This is a genomic window from Methylobacterium carpenticola (assembly GCF_042748905.1).
Taxonomy (GTDB): Bacteria; Pseudomonadota; Alphaproteobacteria; order Rhizobiales; family Beijerinckiaceae; genus Methylobacterium; species Methylobacterium carpenticola.
This window is the reverse complement of sequence record NZ_JBHZEO010000001.1, coordinates 2,059,662-2,075,890: the sequence shown is the minus strand read 5'-3', so window position 1 is coordinate 2,075,890 and position 16,229 is coordinate 2,059,662. Positions and strand designations below refer to the sequence as shown.

17 protein-coding genes are annotated in these 16,229 nt (G+C 71.3%); 9 read left to right on the top strand and 8 right to left on the bottom strand.

Annotated features, from left to right (window positions below; translation table 11 throughout):
- Window positions 1–4: 4 nt before the first annotated feature.
- Window positions 5–421: a (deoxy)nucleoside triphosphate pyrophosphohydrolase gene (locus ACE101_RS09890; RefSeq protein ID WP_379128584.1), complete on the top strand. Its 417-nt coding sequence runs from the start codon at window positions 5–7 to the stop codon at window positions 419–421.
- Here the strand turns inward: ACE101_RS09890 and ACE101_RS09885 are convergent.
- Genes ACE101_RS09885 through ACE101_RS09875 form a run of 3 tightly spaced genes read right to left on the bottom strand, consistent with a single transcriptional unit; the run spans window position 418 to window position 2,344 of the window.
- On the bottom strand, window positions 418–783 hold the full coding sequence (locus ACE101_RS09885) for a DUF427 domain-containing protein (RefSeq protein ID WP_379128581.1): 366 nt from the start codon (window positions 781–783) through the stop codon (window positions 418–420). The genes ACE101_RS09890 and ACE101_RS09885 overlap by 4 nt on opposite strands.
- A 2-nt stretch (window positions 784–785) precedes the next feature.
- Window positions 786–1,664 (bottom strand): methyltransferase domain-containing protein, encoded by an 879-nt coding sequence (locus tag ACE101_RS09880; protein ID WP_379128579.1) that lies wholly within the window; start codon window positions 1,662–1,664, stop codon window positions 786–788.
- A 47-nt stretch (window positions 1,665–1,711) separates the two neighbouring features.
- The gene (locus ACE101_RS09875; protein WP_379128577.1) at window positions 1,712–2,344 is read right to left on the bottom strand and encodes a class I SAM-dependent methyltransferase; all 633 of its coding nucleotides are present in this window, start codon (window positions 2,342–2,344) and stop codon (window positions 1,712–1,714) included.
- A gap of 166 nt (window positions 2,345–2,510) precedes the next feature.
- Here ACE101_RS09875 and ACE101_RS09870 point away from each other — a divergent pair, with 166 nt between their 5' ends.
- Entirely contained in the window at window positions 2,511–3,299 is a 789-nt protein-coding gene (locus ACE101_RS09870; RefSeq protein ID WP_379128574.1) for a ComF family protein, read from the top strand.
- On the opposite strand, the gene cynS is transcribed toward ACE101_RS09870, so the two are convergent.
- Window positions 3,286–3,774: a cyanase gene (cynS, locus tag ACE101_RS09865; protein WP_379128573.1), complete on the bottom strand. Its 489-nt coding sequence runs from the start codon at window positions 3,772–3,774 to the stop codon at window positions 3,286–3,288. The two genes, ACE101_RS09870 and cynS, sit on opposite strands and share 14 nt — an antisense overlap.
- Window positions 3,775–3,837: 63 nt before the next feature.
- Window positions 3,838–4,965, bottom strand: a complete 1,128-nt coding sequence (locus ACE101_RS09860; RefSeq protein ID WP_379128571.1) for an acyl-CoA dehydrogenase family protein — start codon at window positions 4,963–4,965, stop codon at window positions 3,838–3,840.
- 206 nt (window positions 4,966–5,171) lie between these two features.
- Here ACE101_RS09860 and ACE101_RS09855 point away from each other — a divergent pair, with 206 nt between their 5' ends.
- On the top strand, window positions 5,172–6,011 hold the full coding sequence (locus ACE101_RS09855) for an SDR family NAD(P)-dependent oxidoreductase (RefSeq protein WP_379128569.1): 840 nt from the start codon (window positions 5,172–5,174) through the stop codon (window positions 6,009–6,011).
- 202 nt (window positions 6,012–6,213) lie between these two features.
- Entirely contained in the window at window positions 6,214–7,695 is a 1,482-nt protein-coding gene (gene zwf, locus ACE101_RS09850; protein ID WP_379128567.1) for a glucose-6-phosphate dehydrogenase, read from the top strand.
- Here zwf and ACE101_RS09845 read toward each other — a convergent pair.
- A complete protein-coding gene (locus tag ACE101_RS09845; protein WP_379128565.1) occupies window positions 7,689–8,174 on the bottom strand; it encodes a DUF992 domain-containing protein in 486 nt (161 codons plus the stop codon). The genes zwf and ACE101_RS09845 overlap by 7 nt on opposite strands.
- Before the next feature lie 273 nt (window positions 8,175–8,447).
- Here ACE101_RS09845 and ACE101_RS09840 point away from each other — a divergent pair, with 273 nt between their 5' ends.
- Together ACE101_RS09840 and ACE101_RS09835 are read left to right on the top strand one after the other, a co-directional pair.
- Window positions 8,448–9,092, top strand: coding sequence for an invasion associated locus B family protein (locus tag ACE101_RS09840; protein WP_379128562.1), 645 nt, complete (start codon window positions 8,448–8,450; stop codon window positions 9,090–9,092).
- Between the two features lie 279 nt (window positions 9,093–9,371).
- The gene (locus tag ACE101_RS09835) at window positions 9,372–10,631 is read left to right on the top strand and encodes a nitrate/nitrite transporter (protein ID WP_379128559.1); all 1,260 of its coding nucleotides are present in this window, start codon (window positions 9,372–9,374) and stop codon (window positions 10,629–10,631) included.
- 265 nt (window positions 10,632–10,896) lie between these two features.
- On the opposite strand, the gene ACE101_RS09830 is transcribed toward ACE101_RS09835, so the two are convergent.
- Window positions 10,897–11,532, bottom strand: coding sequence for a glutathione S-transferase family protein (locus ACE101_RS09830; protein WP_379128556.1), 636 nt, complete (start codon window positions 11,530–11,532; stop codon window positions 10,897–10,899).
- A 235-nt stretch (window positions 11,533–11,767) separates the two neighbouring features.
- Here ACE101_RS09830 and ACE101_RS09825 point away from each other — a divergent pair, with 235 nt between their 5' ends.
- Both ACE101_RS09825 and tsf read left to right on the top strand, forming a co-directional pair.
- Window positions 11,768–12,817: a 30S ribosomal protein S2 gene (locus ACE101_RS09825; RefSeq protein WP_379128555.1), complete on the top strand. Its 1,050-nt coding sequence runs from the start codon at window positions 11,768–11,770 to the stop codon at window positions 12,815–12,817.
- 104 nt (window positions 12,818–12,921) lie between these two features.
- A complete protein-coding gene (gene tsf / locus ACE101_RS09820) occupies window positions 12,922–13,845 on the top strand; it encodes a translation elongation factor Ts (protein WP_379128552.1) in 924 nt (307 codons plus the stop codon).
- Window positions 13,846–13,938: 93 nt separating this feature from the next.
- Here tsf and ACE101_RS09815 read toward each other — a convergent pair whose 3' ends face one another.
- Complete coding sequence (locus ACE101_RS09815; RefSeq protein WP_379128550.1) at window positions 13,939–14,556, bottom strand: helix-turn-helix domain-containing protein; 618 nt, start codon at window positions 14,554–14,556, stop codon at window positions 13,939–13,941.
- A 341-nt stretch (window positions 14,557–14,897) separates the two neighbouring features.
- Here ACE101_RS09815 and ACE101_RS09810 point away from each other — a divergent pair, with 341 nt between their 5' ends.
- Window positions 14,898–16,226, top strand: a complete 1,329-nt coding sequence (locus ACE101_RS09810; protein WP_379128547.1) for an MFS transporter — start codon at window positions 14,898–14,900, stop codon at window positions 16,224–16,226.
- Window positions 16,227–16,229 lie beyond the last annotated feature (3 nt).

The following is a 16,229-nucleotide window of genomic DNA, read 5'->3' as shown; positions in this document are numbered from 1 at the left end:
GGGCATGGCCGATCCGCTCAAGCTCCTCCTCGTCGTCGCCGTCGCGCTGGTGGACACCGACGGCCGCGTGCTGCTGGCGCAGCGCCCGCCCGGCAAGACGCTGGCGGGCCTGTGGGAGTTCCCCGGCGGCAAGATCGAGCCCGGCGAGCGGCCGGAAGAGACGCTGATCCGCGAACTCGCGGAGGAACTCGGCATCGCCGTGAAGGAGCCCTGCCTCGCGCCGCTCACCTTCGCGAGCCACGCCTACGAGCACTTCCACCTCCTGATGCCGCTCTACATCTGCCGCCGCTGGGAGGGCTCGGTGCAGGCGCGCGAGGGGCAGGCCCTCAAATGGGTGCGCCCGCGCGATCTCGCCCGCTACCCGATGCCCCCGGCCGACCTGCCGCTGCTGCCGGCGATCGTCGACCTGCTTGGGCCCTAATCCGTGAACTCCTCGATCGCGTCGACCTTGTTCGGATAGAAGGCGAGGTGGTCCTTGATGGCGGCCACCGCCGGGTACGGATCCTCGTAGCTCCACACCGCGTTCGCCCGCTCCACGCCGCCCGCCGTGAGCGCGTAGTAGCTCGCGTCGCCCTTGTAGGGGCAGTGGGTGGTATGGTTCGTCTTCTCGAACAGGTCCCATTCCGCGTCCGCGCGCGGGATGTACTGCACCGGCGGCAGGCCGGCCTCCTTCAGCGTCAGCGCCCGGGTCGTCTCCGCGACGATGACGCCGCCCAGCACCACGCGGATGCGGTGCGGGTTCGGCGTGATGGTGATCGGGTGATCGGGGCCGGGCTCCTTCATGCTCAACTCCTGTGCTCGGTGGTGCCCAACGCATCGGCGAGGCGCATCTGCGCGCTGCCGGGCCGGAGGGGCTTCTGCTGGCTTTCGTGCGGCACCCAGCCCGACAGCCAGATCAGCTCGAAGGTCGCGCGGACCCGCCCGTCCGCATCCGCGAAGCGCTCGGCGTAGAGCGCGGCGGCCCGCAGCAGGGTCTCGCGGCGCAGGCGGCCGCGGCGCTCCCGCAGGGCGTTGGTCAGCCCCATCGCCCGCAGGTCCCGCATCAGCCCGAACGGCGTCGCGTAGCGCACCGGCAGGGTTTCCACGTCGGTGACCGGCAGGGCGAAGCCCGCCCGCTGGAGGAGCGCGCCGAGGTCGCGCACCTCGGCGAAGGGCGCGACGCGGGGGCTGACCCCGCCCTCGACCTCGCTCTCGGCCTCGGCCAGCACCTGCCGCAGCTCGGTGAGCGAGCGCCCGCCCATCAGGCAGCCGACGAAGAGCCCGTCCGGCCGCAGCGCCCGGCGGATCTGGATCAGGGCGCCCGGCAGGTCGTTGACGTGCTGGAGCGCGAGGAGCGAGAGGGCGAGGTCGAAGCGGCCCTCGCCGAAGGGCAGCGCCTCGGGATCGCCGACCACGCCCGCGATGCCGGGCAGGGCCGGCTCGGGCAGGGGCGCGAGGCGCACCACCGCGCCCGCCCGCCCGCTCCCGCGCAGCCACGCGGCGGCCTGCGGGGTCGGCGTGCCGCAATCGAGCGCCCGCTCGAAGCTGCGCAGCACCGTGCCGAGGCGCTCGCCCAGATCCTCGCAGGCGCGGGCAACCAGGAAATCCGCGAAACCGGTCGCATGGGCGCGGGCGAGGCGCTTGCGGATCAGGGCGGCATCGAAGAGGGGCGGCGGAGTCGACATGTCGCCAGTAGATGGCGCGTGAGGCGGCGGCGCGCCAGGGCCGACCCTCATCGGGCCGGGCGCTGGACCGCGATGTCGTAGAGGGCGTTGGGATCGTAGGACATGAACCGGACCGGCCATTGATGCCGGACCAGGAACTCGGTGGCGGCCCGGTGGACCCCGTAGACGCCGAGGAACGGATCGGCATGCGCGAAGTCGTTGAAGACGATGTAGCCGCCGGGCTTCACCTTGCTGCGCGCCGCCTCGGCATCGGCCCGCACCCCCTCGTAGGAGTGGTCGGCGTCGATGTAGATCCAGTCGAAGCTCGCATCCTCGAAGGACGACAGCACCGCGGTCGAGAAGCCGACATGCACCGCGACGCGCGGATCCTCCAGCACGGAGCGGTCGGTGCGGCTGACGTCGAGATCGACCACGTGCAGGCGCTCGGGCCGGACCTCGTCGAGGATGAAGCGGGCGAAGCGGCCGTGCTGCGTGCCGATCTCGGCGACGCGGCCTCCCCCGAGCGCCCGCGCGAGATCCTGGCGCGTGGCGAGCAGCCGGCAATCGGTCAGCAGGTGGGCGGGGATCTGCGGCGAGGTCGCGCCCTTCACCGTCAGGAGCTTCAGGACCTTGAAGAAGGGCCGGATGCCCGCCGGAATCCGCTGCCGGACGATCATCACCAGACGCTTGAGCGCGTTCATTCCCCGGTCCTTCCGATCGCCGCGACGGTGGCCGATCCGCCCGCGAGCGGGCTTAGACCAGAGGCGGGACGCGGGTTCAACGCCGGCGCCCGAATGCGCTTGCGCATCGGCGCGCCCGCGGGAAGGATGGCCTCGCGGCGCGAGGCCGCCTCCTCCGAACAGGCTCATGCCGCCCGTCCTTCCCAGGCTCGCCCCGGCGCTCGACGCCCTGGTCGGCCTGATCTACCCGCCGAGCTGCATCGCCTGCGGGGCGGCGACCGGGACGCCGCACGCCCTCTGCCCGGCCTGCTGGCGCGGCATGCGCTTCATCGAGCGGCCCTATTGCGAGCGGCTCGGCACGCCCTTCGCGGTGGATCTCGGGGTGCCGGGGCTGCTCTCGCCCGGCGCGATGGCGCACCCGCCGGTCTTCGCCCGGGCGCGGGCGGCGGCGCGCTACGACGACACCGCCCGCCGCCTCGTCCACCGGCTCAAATACGAGGATCGCCTCGACCTCGCCGCCGCCATGGGCGGGATGATGGCGCGGGCGGGCCGCGAGCTCCTGGCCGAGGCCGACGTCGCGGTGCCGGTGCCGCTCTGGCGCTGGCGTCTGTGGTGGCGCCGCTTCAACCAAGCCGCGCTGCTCGCCCGCCACGCGGTGCGCGGCAGCGGGGTTCCGCTCAATCCCCGCCTCCTCGCCCGCGTGAAGCGCACCCGGCCGCAGGTGGGGCTCAGCCGGGGCGCCCGCGCCGAGAACCTGCAAGGAGCCTTCCGGGTGCCGGACGGAGGAAAGCCGCTCCTCCTCGGCCGGCGCGTCCTTCTCGTCGACGACGTGATGACCACCGGGGCCACGGCGAACGCCGCCGCCCGGGCGCTCCTGCGCGGCGGGGCGGCGGCGGTGGACGTGCTGACCTTCGCCTGCGTGGTTCAGGACGGGCTCGGCCTCGTTGGCGAGGCCGAGCGCCTCACGGCTCCTTGAAGCCGTATTCCGGCACGCCCTCCTCGTTGCCGTAATACTTGTAGGGCAGGAACTTGCCCGACATCGACAGTTTCACCCGATCGCCCTTGTTGTTGGGCTCGCGCTCCATGGTCATGTTGAAGTCGATCGCCGACATGATGCCGTCGCCGAACTCCTCCTGGATCAGCTCCTTCCAGGTGGTGCCGTAGACCATGACCAGCTCGTAGAAGCGGTAGATCAGCGGATCGGTCGGCGGCAGGGACGGGATCGAGCCGCGATAGGGCGCCTCGTTCAGCATCCGCTCCTCGGCCGCGGAGAGGCCGAACAGCTCGGCGGCCTTCCGGGCCTGCGCCTTCGGCAGCTTCATCTGGCCCATGCAGGCCGCGGTGATCAGGATCGGCGAGAGGCCGCCGATCGCGTCCTGGATGTGTTTCCAGGTCCAGCCCTTCTCGCGCTTGATGTCGAGCAGCTTCTCGGTGAGGTCTTCACGCTTCATCGGGGTGTCTCCCTGGGTGAACCCGGATCGGGCGCGGCGCGGGGGCTCCCGTCCCGCCCGCGCTCAATGTTGCAGCTCGGCCAGCATCCGCTTGAGATGCTTGATCGCCGGGGTGACGAGGGCGATGAAGGCCGCCTCGCGCAGGCGGCGCTGCGCCTCGGCCCCGGCCAGGAAGCCCTGGCCGCCGCAATGCAGCAGGGCGTTCTGGGCCGCGCAGAGGGCGAGGTCGCTCGCCGCCAGCCGCGCCTCGAGGACACAGCGCCAATAGGCCGGCTCGGCCTCGAAGGGCGTGCCGCCGAGCCGCTCGACCTCCTCCTCCAGGGCGTCGAGCCGGTCGGAGATCTCGCGGGGCTGGACGTCGAGGGAGCGGTTCGCCGCCGCGAGCGGCCGGGCGACGTCGTGCATCAGGCGCAGGCAGGCGCGTCCGTGGCCGATCGCCATCCCGGTCTGCAGCAGCACGACCCCCGCCCGGACGCGCTTGAAGTAGCCCTCGATCGGATCGGCCAGCAGATCCTCGTCGGGGATGAAGACGTCCCGGAACTCGACCGCGCGGGTGTGCGTGCCGTTGAGGGCGAGGAGGCGGCCCGGCTCGTTCAGCCGCACACCCTCGGCGCCGCAACGCACGACCGCCATGGCGTAGCGCCCCTCGGGCCGGCCGAACACGGCCGCGAGAACCGAATCCGGCCCCAGATTCGAGACCCACGGCAGGGTTCCGTCGACCCGGTAGCCCCCGACGACGCGCAGGCCGTCGAGCCGGATGCGCTCCAGGCCCATGTAGGTCTTCATCGGATTCGCGAAGCCGGCGCCGCCGAGGATCGTGCCGGAGGCGATCTGCGGCCCGAGCCCGGCCCGGAGCGGGGCGTTGTCCGAGCAGGCGACCATCCAGGCCAGGGTCGCTTGGCAGGTCATGCAGAAGGCGGCGGAGACGCAATGCTCGGCCGCTTCCGCGGCGGCCTGGATCGCACCGCGCAGGTCCGCCGCCCCGTGCGGCCCCCCCGCCGGCAGATGCGCCGCGTAGGCCCCCGCCGCTCCGAAGGCGCGCAGGGCCGCCTCCGGATAGAGCCCCTCCTCGTCGATGCGCCGCACGAGGGGCACGAGGTCGCGCTCGGCGGCGAGACGCAGATCCGCCAGCAGCGTCTCGGTGGCGGAGGGCCGATCCGGCCCCGCCTGCATCGTCGTCACCCGCAGCATGGTCGTCTCCCCGGCTGACCTTGTTCACGCGTCCGGCTGCCCCGCGCGAAAGACCCGCCTCCCCTCCGGATGTCCAAGATCCATGCCACCCTAGCGGGAATCGGCCCCGGCCGATCCGGATGCCCGGAGGTCATCCCCGGGTGTCCGGACGGCGGCGGCGCCCTACTTCGCGCGCGGAGCCATCGGGGCCAGCGAGGAGACACCGCATGACAGATCATCCTGCCTTGGCGCCCGGCCGGGTCGCCGTCATCACCGGCGGGGCGAGCGGCATCGGTCTCGCCGCCGCCCGCCATTGCGCGGGCCGCCGCATGAGCGTGGTGCTGGCGGATCTCCCGGGCGAGGCCCTCGACGCCGCGGCCCGGGAGGTGGCGGCCGCGGGCGCCGCTGCGGTGCGGGCGGTGCCGACCGACGTGGCGCGCCGGGAGGCGGTGGAGGCCCTGCGGAGCGCCGCCGCCGCCCTCGGCCCGGTCTCCTTCCTGATGGCGAATGCGGGGATCGAGGCGGGCGGCCGCTTCTTCTCCGACGACGCCACCTGGCACCGCATCCTCGACACGAATCTCTGGGGCGTGATCAACGCGCTGCAGGTCTTCGTGCCGGGGCTGATCGAGGCCGGGGCGCCCGCCGCCGTGGTGGTGACGGGCTCCAAGCAGGGCATCACCACCCCGCCGGGCAACACGCCCTACAACGTCAGCAAGGCCGGCGTGAAGGTGGTGACCGAGGCGCTGGCCCACGAACTGCGCGAGCGGGGCGCCCCCGTCACCGCCCATCTGCTGATCCCGGGCTTCGTCTATACGGGGCTGACGCGGGCCCGCGGCGCGACCGAGAAGCCGGCGGGGGCCTGGACGCCCGACCAGACGGTGGCGATGATGGCGGAGGGGATCGCCGCGGGCGACTTCTACATCCTGTGCCCCGACAACGAGACCACCCGGGCACAGGACGAGAAGCGCATGCGCTGGGCGGCCGAGGACATCATCCGCAACCGCCCGGCCCTGTCGCGCTGGCACCCGGACCACAAGGACGCCTTCGCGGCCTTCATGCAGGAATGATATCAGCGGTCAGCGTCAATGACCGCTGAATAGCGCACGGCCCGACGCGTCAGCCTCTCGGGCCGTTGGAAGAAGGGGATTCCGAAGGGCCGTCAGGCCCTTCGGCAGGGGTGCAGGGGGCGCCGCCCCCTGCGGTTGGCGGTATCCTTGCAGGGATGGTTGCCTTCGCGGTACCGCACGAAATCCGGAGACTTCAGGCCGCATGCCCAAGATCATTCCCGTCGCGTCCTTCGACGGCGTCGTGTTCGGCGCGACCGGCGACCTGACCATGCGCAAGCTGCTGCCGGCGCTCTATTACCGCTTCCGCGACCAGCAGATCCCGCTGACGAGCCGCATCATCGCGGCGGCGCGCAGCCACCATTCCGATGCGGAGTACCGCGAGATGGCCGCCGCCGCGCTGAAGCGGCACGTGCCGGCGGGCGACCTCGACCCGGACACGGTCGAGGGCTTCCTCGCCCACCTCTCCTACGTCGCCGTCGACGGGCTCGGGCAGGAGGGCTGGCCCGCCCTCGCGCAGCTCCTCGACGAGCGGCCCGATCAGGTGCGCTCCTATTATCTCGCCACCTCGCCGAGTCTCTACGGCTCGATCTGCCGCAACCTGAGCGCGCATGGCCTGATCGGCCCGAAGTCGCGCGTGGTGCTGGAGAAGCCGATCGGCCACGACCTCGCCTCCGCCCGGGCCATCAACGATCAGGTCGGCGAGGTCTTCCCCGAGAAGCAGATCTTCCGCATCGACCATTATCTCGGCAAGGAGACGGTGCAGAACCTGCTGGCGCTGCGCTTCGCCAACACGATCTTCGAGCGGCTGTGGAACGCCGACGTGATCGATCACGTGCAGATCACGGTGGCGGAGACGGTGGGGGTCGAGGGGCGCGGCGGCTACTACGACACCTCGGGGGCGCTGCGCGACATGCTGCAGAACCACATGCTCCAGCTGCTCTGCCTCACCGCCATGGAGAGCCCGCTCTCCCTCGATCCGGACGCGGTGCGCGACGAGAAGCTCAAGGTGCTGCGGGCCCTCAAGCCGATCGCGCCGCACGAGATCCCGCACCAGACCGTGCGGGGCCAGTACGTGGCCGGCGCCATCGGCGGCAAGCCGGTGCCCGGCTACCTCGCGGATCTCGGGGGCGAGACGCGCAGCCCCACCGAGACCTTCGTGGCGCTGAAGCTCGAACTGATGACGCCGCGCTGGGCCGGCGTGCCGTTCTACCTGCGCACGGGCAAGCGGCTGCCGCAGAAGATGTCGGAGATCGTGGTGCAGTTCCGCTCCTCGCCCTTCAGCATCTTCCCGCCCGAATCCTTCGCCCGCGAGCCGAACCGGCTGGTGATCCGGCTCCAGCCCGAGGAGGGCATCAAGCTCGAGGTCATGACCAAGGAGCCGGGCCCCGGGGGCATGCGGCTGCGGGCGACGGGCCTCGACATCAGCTTCGAGCAGACCTTCAACCAGCGCTATCCGGACGCCTACGAGCGGCTGCTGATGGACGTGGTGCGGGGCAACGCCACCCTGTTCATGCGCCGCGACGAGGTCGAGGCGGCCTGGGCCTGGGCGGACGGGGTGCTCCAGGCCTGGGCCGACCGGCCCGAGCCGCCGCGGCCCTATCCGGCCGGCACCTGGGGGCCGACGGCGGCGATCGCGCTGATCGAGCGCGACGGCCGCACCTGGCACGAGGATGTCGGTCAGTAGGCTGCCGGCCTCGCGCCGAGGAGGAGGCGCGGCGTCCCTCCGTCGAAATCGAGGCCGGTCTCCGCGGCGGGGCGGAGCGGCTCCAGGCGGATGGAGCGGCGCTCCGCCCGGAAGGACGGCAGCGCGGCGGCCGGATCGCCCGTGAACGGCCCGGCGAGTTCGCCCGGCCGCAGGATCCCGTCGGCGGTGAGGACGCGCCACGCCAGGGTCTCGCTGCGGGACCCGTCCCGGTCGCGCCCGGCGCGGGGGAACAGCGCGCCGTAAGCCTGGCGCGTGCCATCCGCGCTGCCGACGACGGTGCAGGTCGCCGCCCGGGTGGTGCCGAAGACGAGCCCGACATGCGGGCTGGTGATGCAGGTGAGGGTGCCGGCGGGGCGCATCCCGACCGCATGCGTGCCGACCGCATGCGTGCGGGCCGCGACCACGCTCGCCGCGAAGGCGAGACCGGCGAGCGAAAGGGCGATGACGATCGACCGCATGGCGACACTCCGAAGGTGAGGGGCGGCCCGGCCGCCCGGTTCAGCGTGGCCATCAGCTTTGCCGCTGTCGCGTTGCCGCCGTATTCCGTCGAAGATTGCGTGGTCCTTGCGCCGCACCCGCGCCATCGCGCCGTGCCGTACCGTCGCAGTTTCGAACAACTCCAAGTCTTATCAACGACATAGGAACCCGCGGCGGCGGCTTCCCTTCCGGCGCCGGCCGCACTAGAGGGACCCGCGAGGGCCCTCCCCCGCAGGGCTGCCCGAGGATATCGCATGCCGTCCCGCCGTTCGTTCCGCCTTGCCCTGACGCTCGCCCTCGCGCTCGCCGCAGCGCCCGTGCTCGGCCAGGAGGGCGAGGCGCCGGCGGCGGAGCCGGCCCCCGCCCCCGCCAAGCCGGCCCGCCGCCCCGCCCCGCCGCCGCGCAAGCCCGCCCCCGCCCCGGCGGCCGCTGCACCGGCGGCGGCGGTGGGCTGGCCTCCCGGAGCGAGTGCGGTGAGCGAGGTCTACGGCGACTGGACGGTCAACTGCACCCGCGAGAACGAGGCGCGGCGCTGCGCCCTGTCGCAGGCGCAAGGTGAGGCGCAGACCGGCCGGCGCCGCTTCAGCATCGAGCTGCGCCCGCCGGAGAACGGCCGCAGCGAGGGGGTGGTGCTGATGCCGCTCGGGCTCTCCATCGAGCCCGGCATCAGCTTCAAGCTCGACGACGCGACCCTCGGCAAGGGGGCGTTCTACACCACCTGCGTCGCGGCCGGCTGCGTGGTGCCGATCAGCTTCCCCACCGTCGCCACCGACGCCATGAAGACGGCCGTCTCCCTGCGGGTCACCGGCACCAAGCCGAACGGCGAGGCGGAGACCATCACGGTGCCGCTCGCGGGCTTCGCCGCGGCCCTGGCTCGCGTGGCGGTGCTCGCCGGCTGAGCAGGGAGCCCACTGCCTCACGCTTGAGCAGGGCTGCCTTCCCGGTGCGCCGTCCGGCGCGCCGCGAACGCCCGCGCCGAAGAGGAAGGCCTTGGCACGATTCGTGCTGAGGGAGACGCGCAGGCTGGCCGGCGACGGCCGGGGCAAAGATGCCCGAGCCTTGGACAGGGTTGTCCGATACCGATGGGGTGACGCAGCGGTCGCGCAGGCCGGCTGCCCGCGCCCCTTCCCGACAGCGCGACTCTACCCCCCGCGGGGGCTCTGCGTGAGGCTCAACCCATGGCCGACTTCAAGACCGTGATGAAATCGGGTCATCCCCCGACCCTGTTCGCCGCCTTCCTGTACTTCGATTTCTGCTTCGCGATCTGGGTGCTCAACGGCGCCATGGGGCCGTTCATCACCGAAACCTACAAGCTCACCCCGGCCCAGACCGGCTTCATGATCTCGCTGCCGATTCTGGCGGGCGCGATCATGCGCTTCCCGCTCGGCGTGCTCGCGCAGTATATCGGCCGCAAGAACGCCGCCATCACCGAGATGTCGCTGATCATCCTGGCGATGGCCTACGGCTTCTTCGCCGTGTCGACCTACGGCGACGTGCTCGCCATGGGCGTGCTGCTCGGCATCGCGGGCGCCTCCTTCGGCGTCGCGCTCTCGCTCGGCTCGGGCTGGTTCCCGCCGGAGCACAAGGGGCTCGCCATGGGCATCGCGGGCGCCGGCAATTCGGGCACGGTGCTCGCCGTGCTGTTCGCGCCGCCGCTGGCCCAGGCCTATGGCTGGCAGGCGGTCTACGGCTTCGCCGGCCTCGTCATGGCCCTGCCGCTCGCGGTGATGATCGTCTTCGCCAAGGAGCCGCCGGACCGCGAGCACCAGACCTTCCGCGAGCACGTCTCCTGCCTGTTCGAGAAGGACGGCTGGGCCTTCAACCTGATCTACGTGATCACCTTCGGCGGCTTCATCGGCCTGTCGAACTTCCTGCCGACCTTCTTCTACGAGCAGTTCGCCGTGACCAAGGTCGAGGCCGGGCGGCTGACCATGCTGGCGGCGCTGATGGGCTCGGGGATCCGGGTGGCGGGCGGCTACTTCGCCGACCGCATCGGCGGCATCCTGGTGCTGACGGTGGTGCTGCTCGCGGCGGTGGGCTCGTTCCTGCTGCTGACCGCCTCGCCGCCGCTGCTCCTCACCACGATCCTGTTCATGTTCTGCTTCGCGGCGCTCGGCGCGGGCAACGGGGCTTTGTTCCAGCTCGTGCCCCTGCGCTGGCCCACCAACACCGCGGTGGCGGGCTCGATGATCGGCGAGATCGGGGCCCTGGGCGGCGCGATCCTGCCGAACGCGATGGGCCTGTCCAAGCAGTACACGGGCGGCTTCGCGGCGGGCTTCGTGTTCTACGCGGTGTTCACGGCGATCGTGCTCGGCTGCCTCACCCTGTGGTCGCGCCATTGGGTCGGCCGCTGGGTCGGCCCGCGCGGCAAGGTGCTCGCGGCCGAGACCGCCGAGACCGAGGCGGGGATCCTGCCGGCCGGCGCGCAGCGCGCCTGACGCCACCGCCGGAGCCGGCTCCCTGCCCGCTCCGGCGTTCGATGAACCGGCTCCCGTTCGGGCTTGCCTTGCGCCGTCGAACGAGTCCGTTCGACGGCGCTGCGGGATCGGCGGATGCGGGCGAACGCCATCCACGATCCCGGCTGATACGGTTTCCGGACGATCACTTTCGGAAACCGTATCACGAGCCCGCGCGGCGCCTGAGCGAGGCCGGTTTCCGCATCGCGAAGCGATCATCCGGAAACCGTATGAGACCGTCGGGCCGTCAGGCCCCGGCCCCCTGGGCCGCCGCGAGCGCCGCATCCTTCTCCCGCACCCGGGCCACCGCCGGGCGCGCCTGATGGCGGGCGACGTAGGCGGCGATCTCGGGGGTTTCGGGCACCAGCTTGAACATCGTCGTCCAGGTGAGCGCCGCACCCCAGAGGATGTCGGCGGCGGTGAAGCGCTCGCCGAGCAGGTAGGGACCGCGGCGCAACCGCTCGTTGATCACCGCCAGCACCGTCTCGAAGCTGCCATAGGGCGAGGTGGAGGGCCGGCCGGCCTCGTGGCCCTGCGCCTTGTCCACCACGGCCGGCTCGAAGCTGCTGCCGTAGAACACCATCCAGCGCAGGTAGGGGCCGCGCAGCGGGTCGCCGAGCGCGGGGGCGAGGCCCGCCTGCGGATAGAGATCGGCGAGGTAGAGGTAGACCGCGGGCTGCTCGGTCACGAGGGCGTCGCCGTGGCGGATCGCCGGGACCTTGCCCATCGGGTTGACCGCCAGATAGGCCGGCTGCCGGTTCTCGCCGGCCTTCATGTCGAGCACCTGCAGATCGTAGGGGACACCGAGCTCCTCCAGGAGCAGGAGTGCCCCCGACGAGCGGGTGTTGGGCGAGTGGTAGAGCGTGACGCGGTCCAAGGTCATGCGGGCGATCTCCGGCCGCCGTCCGATTCGGCGCCGCCGCCACGCTCGGCCGGCCCGGAGGCCAGATCAAGGCACCGCCATCGAGGGGTCACCTTGCCATTCGGGGTGCGATCCGATAAAGGGCCCGCCATCCCACACGCGGAGCCGGCCTCATGCCTGAATGAGGCGTTTCCGGTGGCTGGCCGCGCGGCCGGTCGCTTCCTCCGCGGCGGATAGAACCGGAGAGAACACAACCATGGCCCTTCCCGATTTCTCGATGCGTCAGCTCCTCGAGGCCGGCGCGCATTTCGGTCACCAGTCGCACCGCTGGAACCCGAAGATGCAGTCGTACATCTTCGGCACCCGCAACAACATCCACATCATCGACCTCGCCCAGACCGTGCCGGCGCTCTACCAGGCGCTGCAGGCGGTGAGCGACACCGTCGCCAAGGGCGGCCGCGTGCTCTTCGTCGGCACCAAGCGGCAGGCCGCGGACGTGGTGGCGGATTCCGCCCGGCGCTCGGCCCAGTACTTCGTGAACTCCCGCTGGCTCGGCGGCACGCTCACCAACTGGAAGACCATCTCGGGCTCGATCCAGCGCCTGCGCAAGGTCGATGAGATCCTCGCCGGCGGCGGCCAGGGCCTCACCAAGAAGGAGCGCCTGATGCTGTCCCGCGAGAAGGACAAGCTCGAGAAGGCGCTCGGCGGCATCAAGGACATGGGCGGCGTGCCCGACCTGCTGTTCGTGATCGACACCAACAAGGAGCAGCTGGCGATCAAGGAGGCCAAGCGCCTCGGGATCCCGGTGGCGGCCATCGTCGACACCAACTGCGACCCGGACGGCATCACCTACGTGGTCCCGGCCAACGACGATGCGGGCCGCGCCATCGCGCTCTACTGCGATCTCATCGCCCGCGCGGCGATCGACGGCATCTCCCGCGGCCAGGGCGCGCTCGGCGTCGACCTCGGCGCCTCGGACGATCCGATGGCCGAGGAGCTGCCGGCGAACATCAACGAGCCCGAGGTGGCGCAGGTCGACATCACGGAGCCCTACGTGGGTGAGCCCTTCGAGCTGCTCGCCGCCCCGCGCGGCGCGCCCGACGACCTGACCAAGCTCACGGGCGTGGGCCCGCAGCTCGTGCAGAAGCTGAACGACGCCGGCATCTACCACTACTGGCAGGTGGCCGCGATGACCCCGGAGGACGTGGCCAAGGTCGACGGCGAGCTGAAGCTCAACGGCCGCATCGAGCGCGACGGCTGGATCAACCAGGCCCGCGCCTTCGTCGAGGCCGCCGCCGCCGCGTGAGCGGCCGGGCACCTCCGGGTGCCCCCGACAGCGTGACGAGAGTTCAGCCCGGCGCTGGCACAGCGCCGGGCTCCCTTTATCCGGTTGAGTGGAAAGGACGTCCCATGGCCAACATCACGGCAGCGATGGTCAAGGACCTGCGCGAGAAGACCGGCGCGGGCATGATGGACTGCAAGGCGGCCCTGAACGAGACGGCGGGCGACATCGAGGCCGCCGTGGACTGGCTGCGCAAGAAGGGCCTCGCCAAGGCCGCCAAGAAGGCCGGCCGCGTCGCGGCGGAGGGCCTGGTGGCGGTGGAGTCCTCCGGCCATCACGCTGCGGTGGTCGAGGTGAATTCCGAGACCGACTTCGTCGCCCGCAACGACAGCTTCCAGGCTTTCGTGCGCGAGGCCGCCAAGATCGCCCTCAACACCGCCGGCAGCGTCGAGGCGCTGGAGGCCGCGCATTTCCCGGGCTCGCAGACGACCGTGAAGGACCGCCTGCAGGCGCTCATCGCCACCATCGGCGAGAACATGACGCTGCGCCGCGTGGCGACGCTCGCGGTCGAGAAGGGCGTGATCGCCAGCTACGTGCACGGCCAGGTCAGCGAGGGCCTCGGCAAGATCGGCGTGCTCGTGGCGCTGGAATCGGCGGGTGATGTCGGCGTCCTGAGCACGCTCGGCCGCCAGATCGCCATGCACGTCGCCGCGACGAACCCGGTGGCGCTCGACGCCTCGGGCGTCGATCAGGCCACGGTCGAGCGCGAGAGCAACATCCTGCGCGAGAAGAACGCCGGCAAGCCGGACCACGTGCTCGCCAAGATCGTCGAGAGCGGCCTGAAGAGCTACTACAAGGAGGTCACCCTCCTGGAGCAGCCCTTCGTGCACGACACCTCGAAGACGGTGTCGCAGGTGCTGAAGGAGTCCGAGGGCAAGGCCGGCGGTCCGGTGAAGCTCGTGGGCTTCGTGCGCTACGCGCTCGGCGAGGGCATCGAGAAGGAAGAGGCTCCGGACTTCGCCGCCGAGGTCGCGGCGGCGGTCAAGGGCTGAACCCCGTCCCCTTCCGCGGGAGGGCTAAAGGCCGGAGACGGGTTTCCGCCCGTCTCCGGCCTTTTTCGTTGCGCGGGCCGAACCGGCCTCTGCTCACCGCGCCCGGGACGGGTCGATCACCAGCAGGTACTCGCAGATCTCCGCCCCGATATTGGTGAAGGCGTGCCCGGCATCGGCCTCGAAATAGAGGCTGTCGCCGGCCTCGACCACGACGGCCCGGCCGCCGATCTCCGCGCGCAGCCGCCCCTTGAGCACGTAGATGTATTCCGAGACGCCGCGGCGATGGGCGACGAACTCGCCCGTGCCCTCCCCGGGCGGCAGCGTATTGAGCACGAAGTCGATGCCGCGGCCCGGCAGCACGGGCGACAGGAAGCGGCGCAGGAAGCCCGAACTCTCGTCGCGCAGCACCGGCTGACGGGCCGCCGGGATCAGCAGCACCTCCTGCTCGGTGGTGGGCGCCATCAGGCGCGCCGCCGTCACCCCGAGCGCCTCCGCGAGGCGCGAGAGCACCACCGTCGAGGGAACCGCCTCGGCACGCTCGACCTTCGAGATCATCGACCGGCTGACCCCCGAGCGCAGGGCCAGGGCTTCGAGCGAGAGATCCTGCTCCCGGCGCAGGCGCCGGATCTCCTCGGACATGTAGGTCCGGGCCGGCGTCAACAACGGCGCGGCGTCCTCGTCCTGCGGCGGCACCGTGTCGGTGGAATTCATGCGAAGCGAACCTCTCGTCGGCGCGGCGCCTTCGGGGAGCTTCCCCTGCCTCCGCGCGCGCGCGCACGTCAACCGGAACCATGCTTGGCACCAGGGCGATCGGATGAACCCGATCGCCCTGGGTTTCTTGCTTGGCCTCGAACGCCGGCGGCCGCCTCCGCGGCCTTGGCTTCGCTCCGCTTAAGCGTCCGAGAGGACGGATGTCCTCTCGGACGCTTAAGCGGAGCGCTCTTCGCGCCCGCAGGAGCGACAATCGGGTTTCACCCGGTTGCCCCGTGGTTGGCACATCGTTTGCCTCCACTGTCGTGGAAATTCCTCCAAGGCAGTGGATGGGGCGGACCATGGTCGATGCAGCGTTGCCGATCGATGCCGGTGCGGTCGTCGTGGACGAGGGGGTGCCATCGGCGGACCGGCGCCAGATCGTCTGGTCGAGCGTGATCGGCACCACCGTCGAGTGGTACGACTTCCTGATCTACGGAACGGCGAGCGCGCTCGTCTTCAACAAGCTGTTCTTCCCGAGCTTCGATCCACTCGTCGGCACGATCGCGGCCTTCGGCTCCTACGCGGTCGGCTTCCTGGCCCGGCCGCTCGGCGGCATCGTGTTCGGTCATTACGGCGACAAGATCGGCCGCAAGGCCATGCTGTCCCTGACCATCATCATCATGGGGCTCGGCACCTTCCTGATCGGCTGCCTGCCGACCTACGCCCAGGCCGGGATCTGGGCGCCGATCCTGCTCGTCTTCCTGCGGCTGGTGCAGGGCATCGGGATCGGCGGCGAGTGGGGCGGGGCCGTCCTGATGGTGGTGGAGAGCGTGCCCCCGGAGCGGCGCGGTTTCTTCGGCAGCATCGTCCAGCTCGGCTACCCGCTCGGGGTGATCAGCTCGATCGGCGCCTTCGCCCTGGCCGGCCTCCTGCCCGAGCCGGAGTTCCTGTCCTGGGGCTGGCGGCTGCCCTTCCTGGCGAGCGCGCCGCTGATCGGCATCGGCCTGTTCATCCGCCTGCGCCTGCACGAGACCCCTTCCTTCCAGCGCGTCAAGCGGCAGGCGGCGGTCGCCCGGCTGCCGGTGCTGGAGATCCTCACCGAGCATCCGCGCACCTTCCTGACCGCGGTCGGGCTCAAGGTCTCGGAGATCGCCTATGTGAGCGTCGTCACGGTGTTCGGCATCTCCTACGTCACGGGGCATCTCGGCCTGCCCCGCAGCGTGATCCTGAACGGCATCCTGATCGCCGCGATCATCGAACTCTTCACCATCCCGGCCTTCGGCTGGCTGTCGGACCGGTACGGGCGGCGCACCCTGTTCACCGCCGCCTGCCTGTTCTCGATCGCCTTCGCCTTCCCGCTGTTCCAGCTCCTCGGCACGCGCGATCCGCTGATCATCACGCTCACCGTCGCGGTGGCGGTGAGCTTCGGCCAGGGCATCATGTTCGGCACCGGGGCCGCTTGGATGTCGGAACTCTTCGACGCGCGCTTGCGCTACAGCGGCGCCTCCCTCGGCTTCCAGGCCGGCGCGGCCCTCAGCGGCGGCTTCACCCCGCTGATCTGCGCCGCGCTCCTGGGCGCCGGCGGCGGCGCGACCTGGCCGATCTCGGTCTACCTGATCGCCCTGGCCTGCGTGACGCTCGCCGCGACCTTCGCCGCCCCGGAGACCGCGCGCCGCCCCATCGACTGAGGC

Bases quoted from the DNA above. Each gene is read 5' to 3' on its own strand.
- ACE101_RS09840 (WP_379128562.1), top strand. From the start codon at position 8,448: ATGCCGTCCCGCCGTTCGTTCCGCCTTGCCCTGACGCTCGCCCTCGCG.
- ACE101_RS09855 (WP_379128569.1), top strand. From the start codon at position 5,172: ATGACAGATCATCCTGCCTTGGCGCCCGGCCGGGTCGCCGTCATCACC.
- ACE101_RS09860 (WP_379128571.1), bottom strand. From the start codon at position 4,965: ATGCTGCGGGTGACGACGATGCAGGCGGGGCCGGATCGGCCCTCCGCC.
- tsf (WP_379128552.1), top strand. From the start codon at position 12,922: ATGGCCAACATCACGGCAGCGATGGTCAAGGACCTGCGCGAGAAGACC.
- ACE101_RS09845 (WP_379128565.1), bottom strand. From the start codon at position 8,174: ATGCGGTCGATCGTCATCGCCCTTTCGCTCGCCGGTCTCGCCTTCGCG.
- ACE101_RS09880 (WP_379128579.1), bottom strand. From the start codon at position 1,664: ATGTCGACTCCGCCGCCCCTCTTCGATGCCGCCCTGATCCGCAAGCGC.
- ACE101_RS09875 (WP_379128577.1), bottom strand. From the start codon at position 2,344: ATGAACGCGCTCAAGCGTCTGGTGATGATCGTCCGGCAGCGGATTCCG.
- ACE101_RS09815 (WP_379128550.1), bottom strand. From the start codon at position 14,556: ATGAATTCCACCGACACGGTGCCGCCGCAGGACGAGGACGCCGCGCCG.
- ACE101_RS09835 (WP_379128559.1), top strand. From the start codon at position 9,372: ATGGCCGACTTCAAGACCGTGATGAAATCGGGTCATCCCCCGACCCTG.
- cynS (WP_379128573.1), bottom strand. From the start codon at position 3,774: ATGAAGCGTGAAGACCTCACCGAGAAGCTGCTCGACATCAAGCGCGAG.
- ACE101_RS09870 (WP_379128574.1), top strand. From the start codon at position 2,511: ATGCCGCCCGTCCTTCCCAGGCTCGCCCCGGCGCTCGACGCCCTGGTC.
- zwf (WP_379128567.1), top strand. From the start codon at position 6,214: ATGCCCAAGATCATTCCCGTCGCGTCCTTCGACGGCGTCGTGTTCGGC.
- ACE101_RS09885 (WP_379128581.1), bottom strand. From the start codon at position 783: ATGAAGGAGCCCGGCCCCGATCACCCGATCACCATCACGCCGAACCCG.
- ACE101_RS09825 (WP_379128555.1), top strand. From the start codon at position 11,768: ATGGCCCTTCCCGATTTCTCGATGCGTCAGCTCCTCGAGGCCGGCGCG.
- ACE101_RS09810 (WP_379128547.1), top strand. From the start codon at position 14,898: ATGGTCGATGCAGCGTTGCCGATCGATGCCGGTGCGGTCGTCGTGGAC.
- ACE101_RS09830 (WP_379128556.1), bottom strand. From the start codon at position 11,532: ATGACCTTGGACCGCGTCACGCTCTACCACTCGCCCAACACCCGCTCG.
- ACE101_RS09890 (WP_379128584.1), top strand. From the start codon at position 5: ATGGCCGATCCGCTCAAGCTCCTCCTCGTCGTCGCCGTCGCGCTGGTG.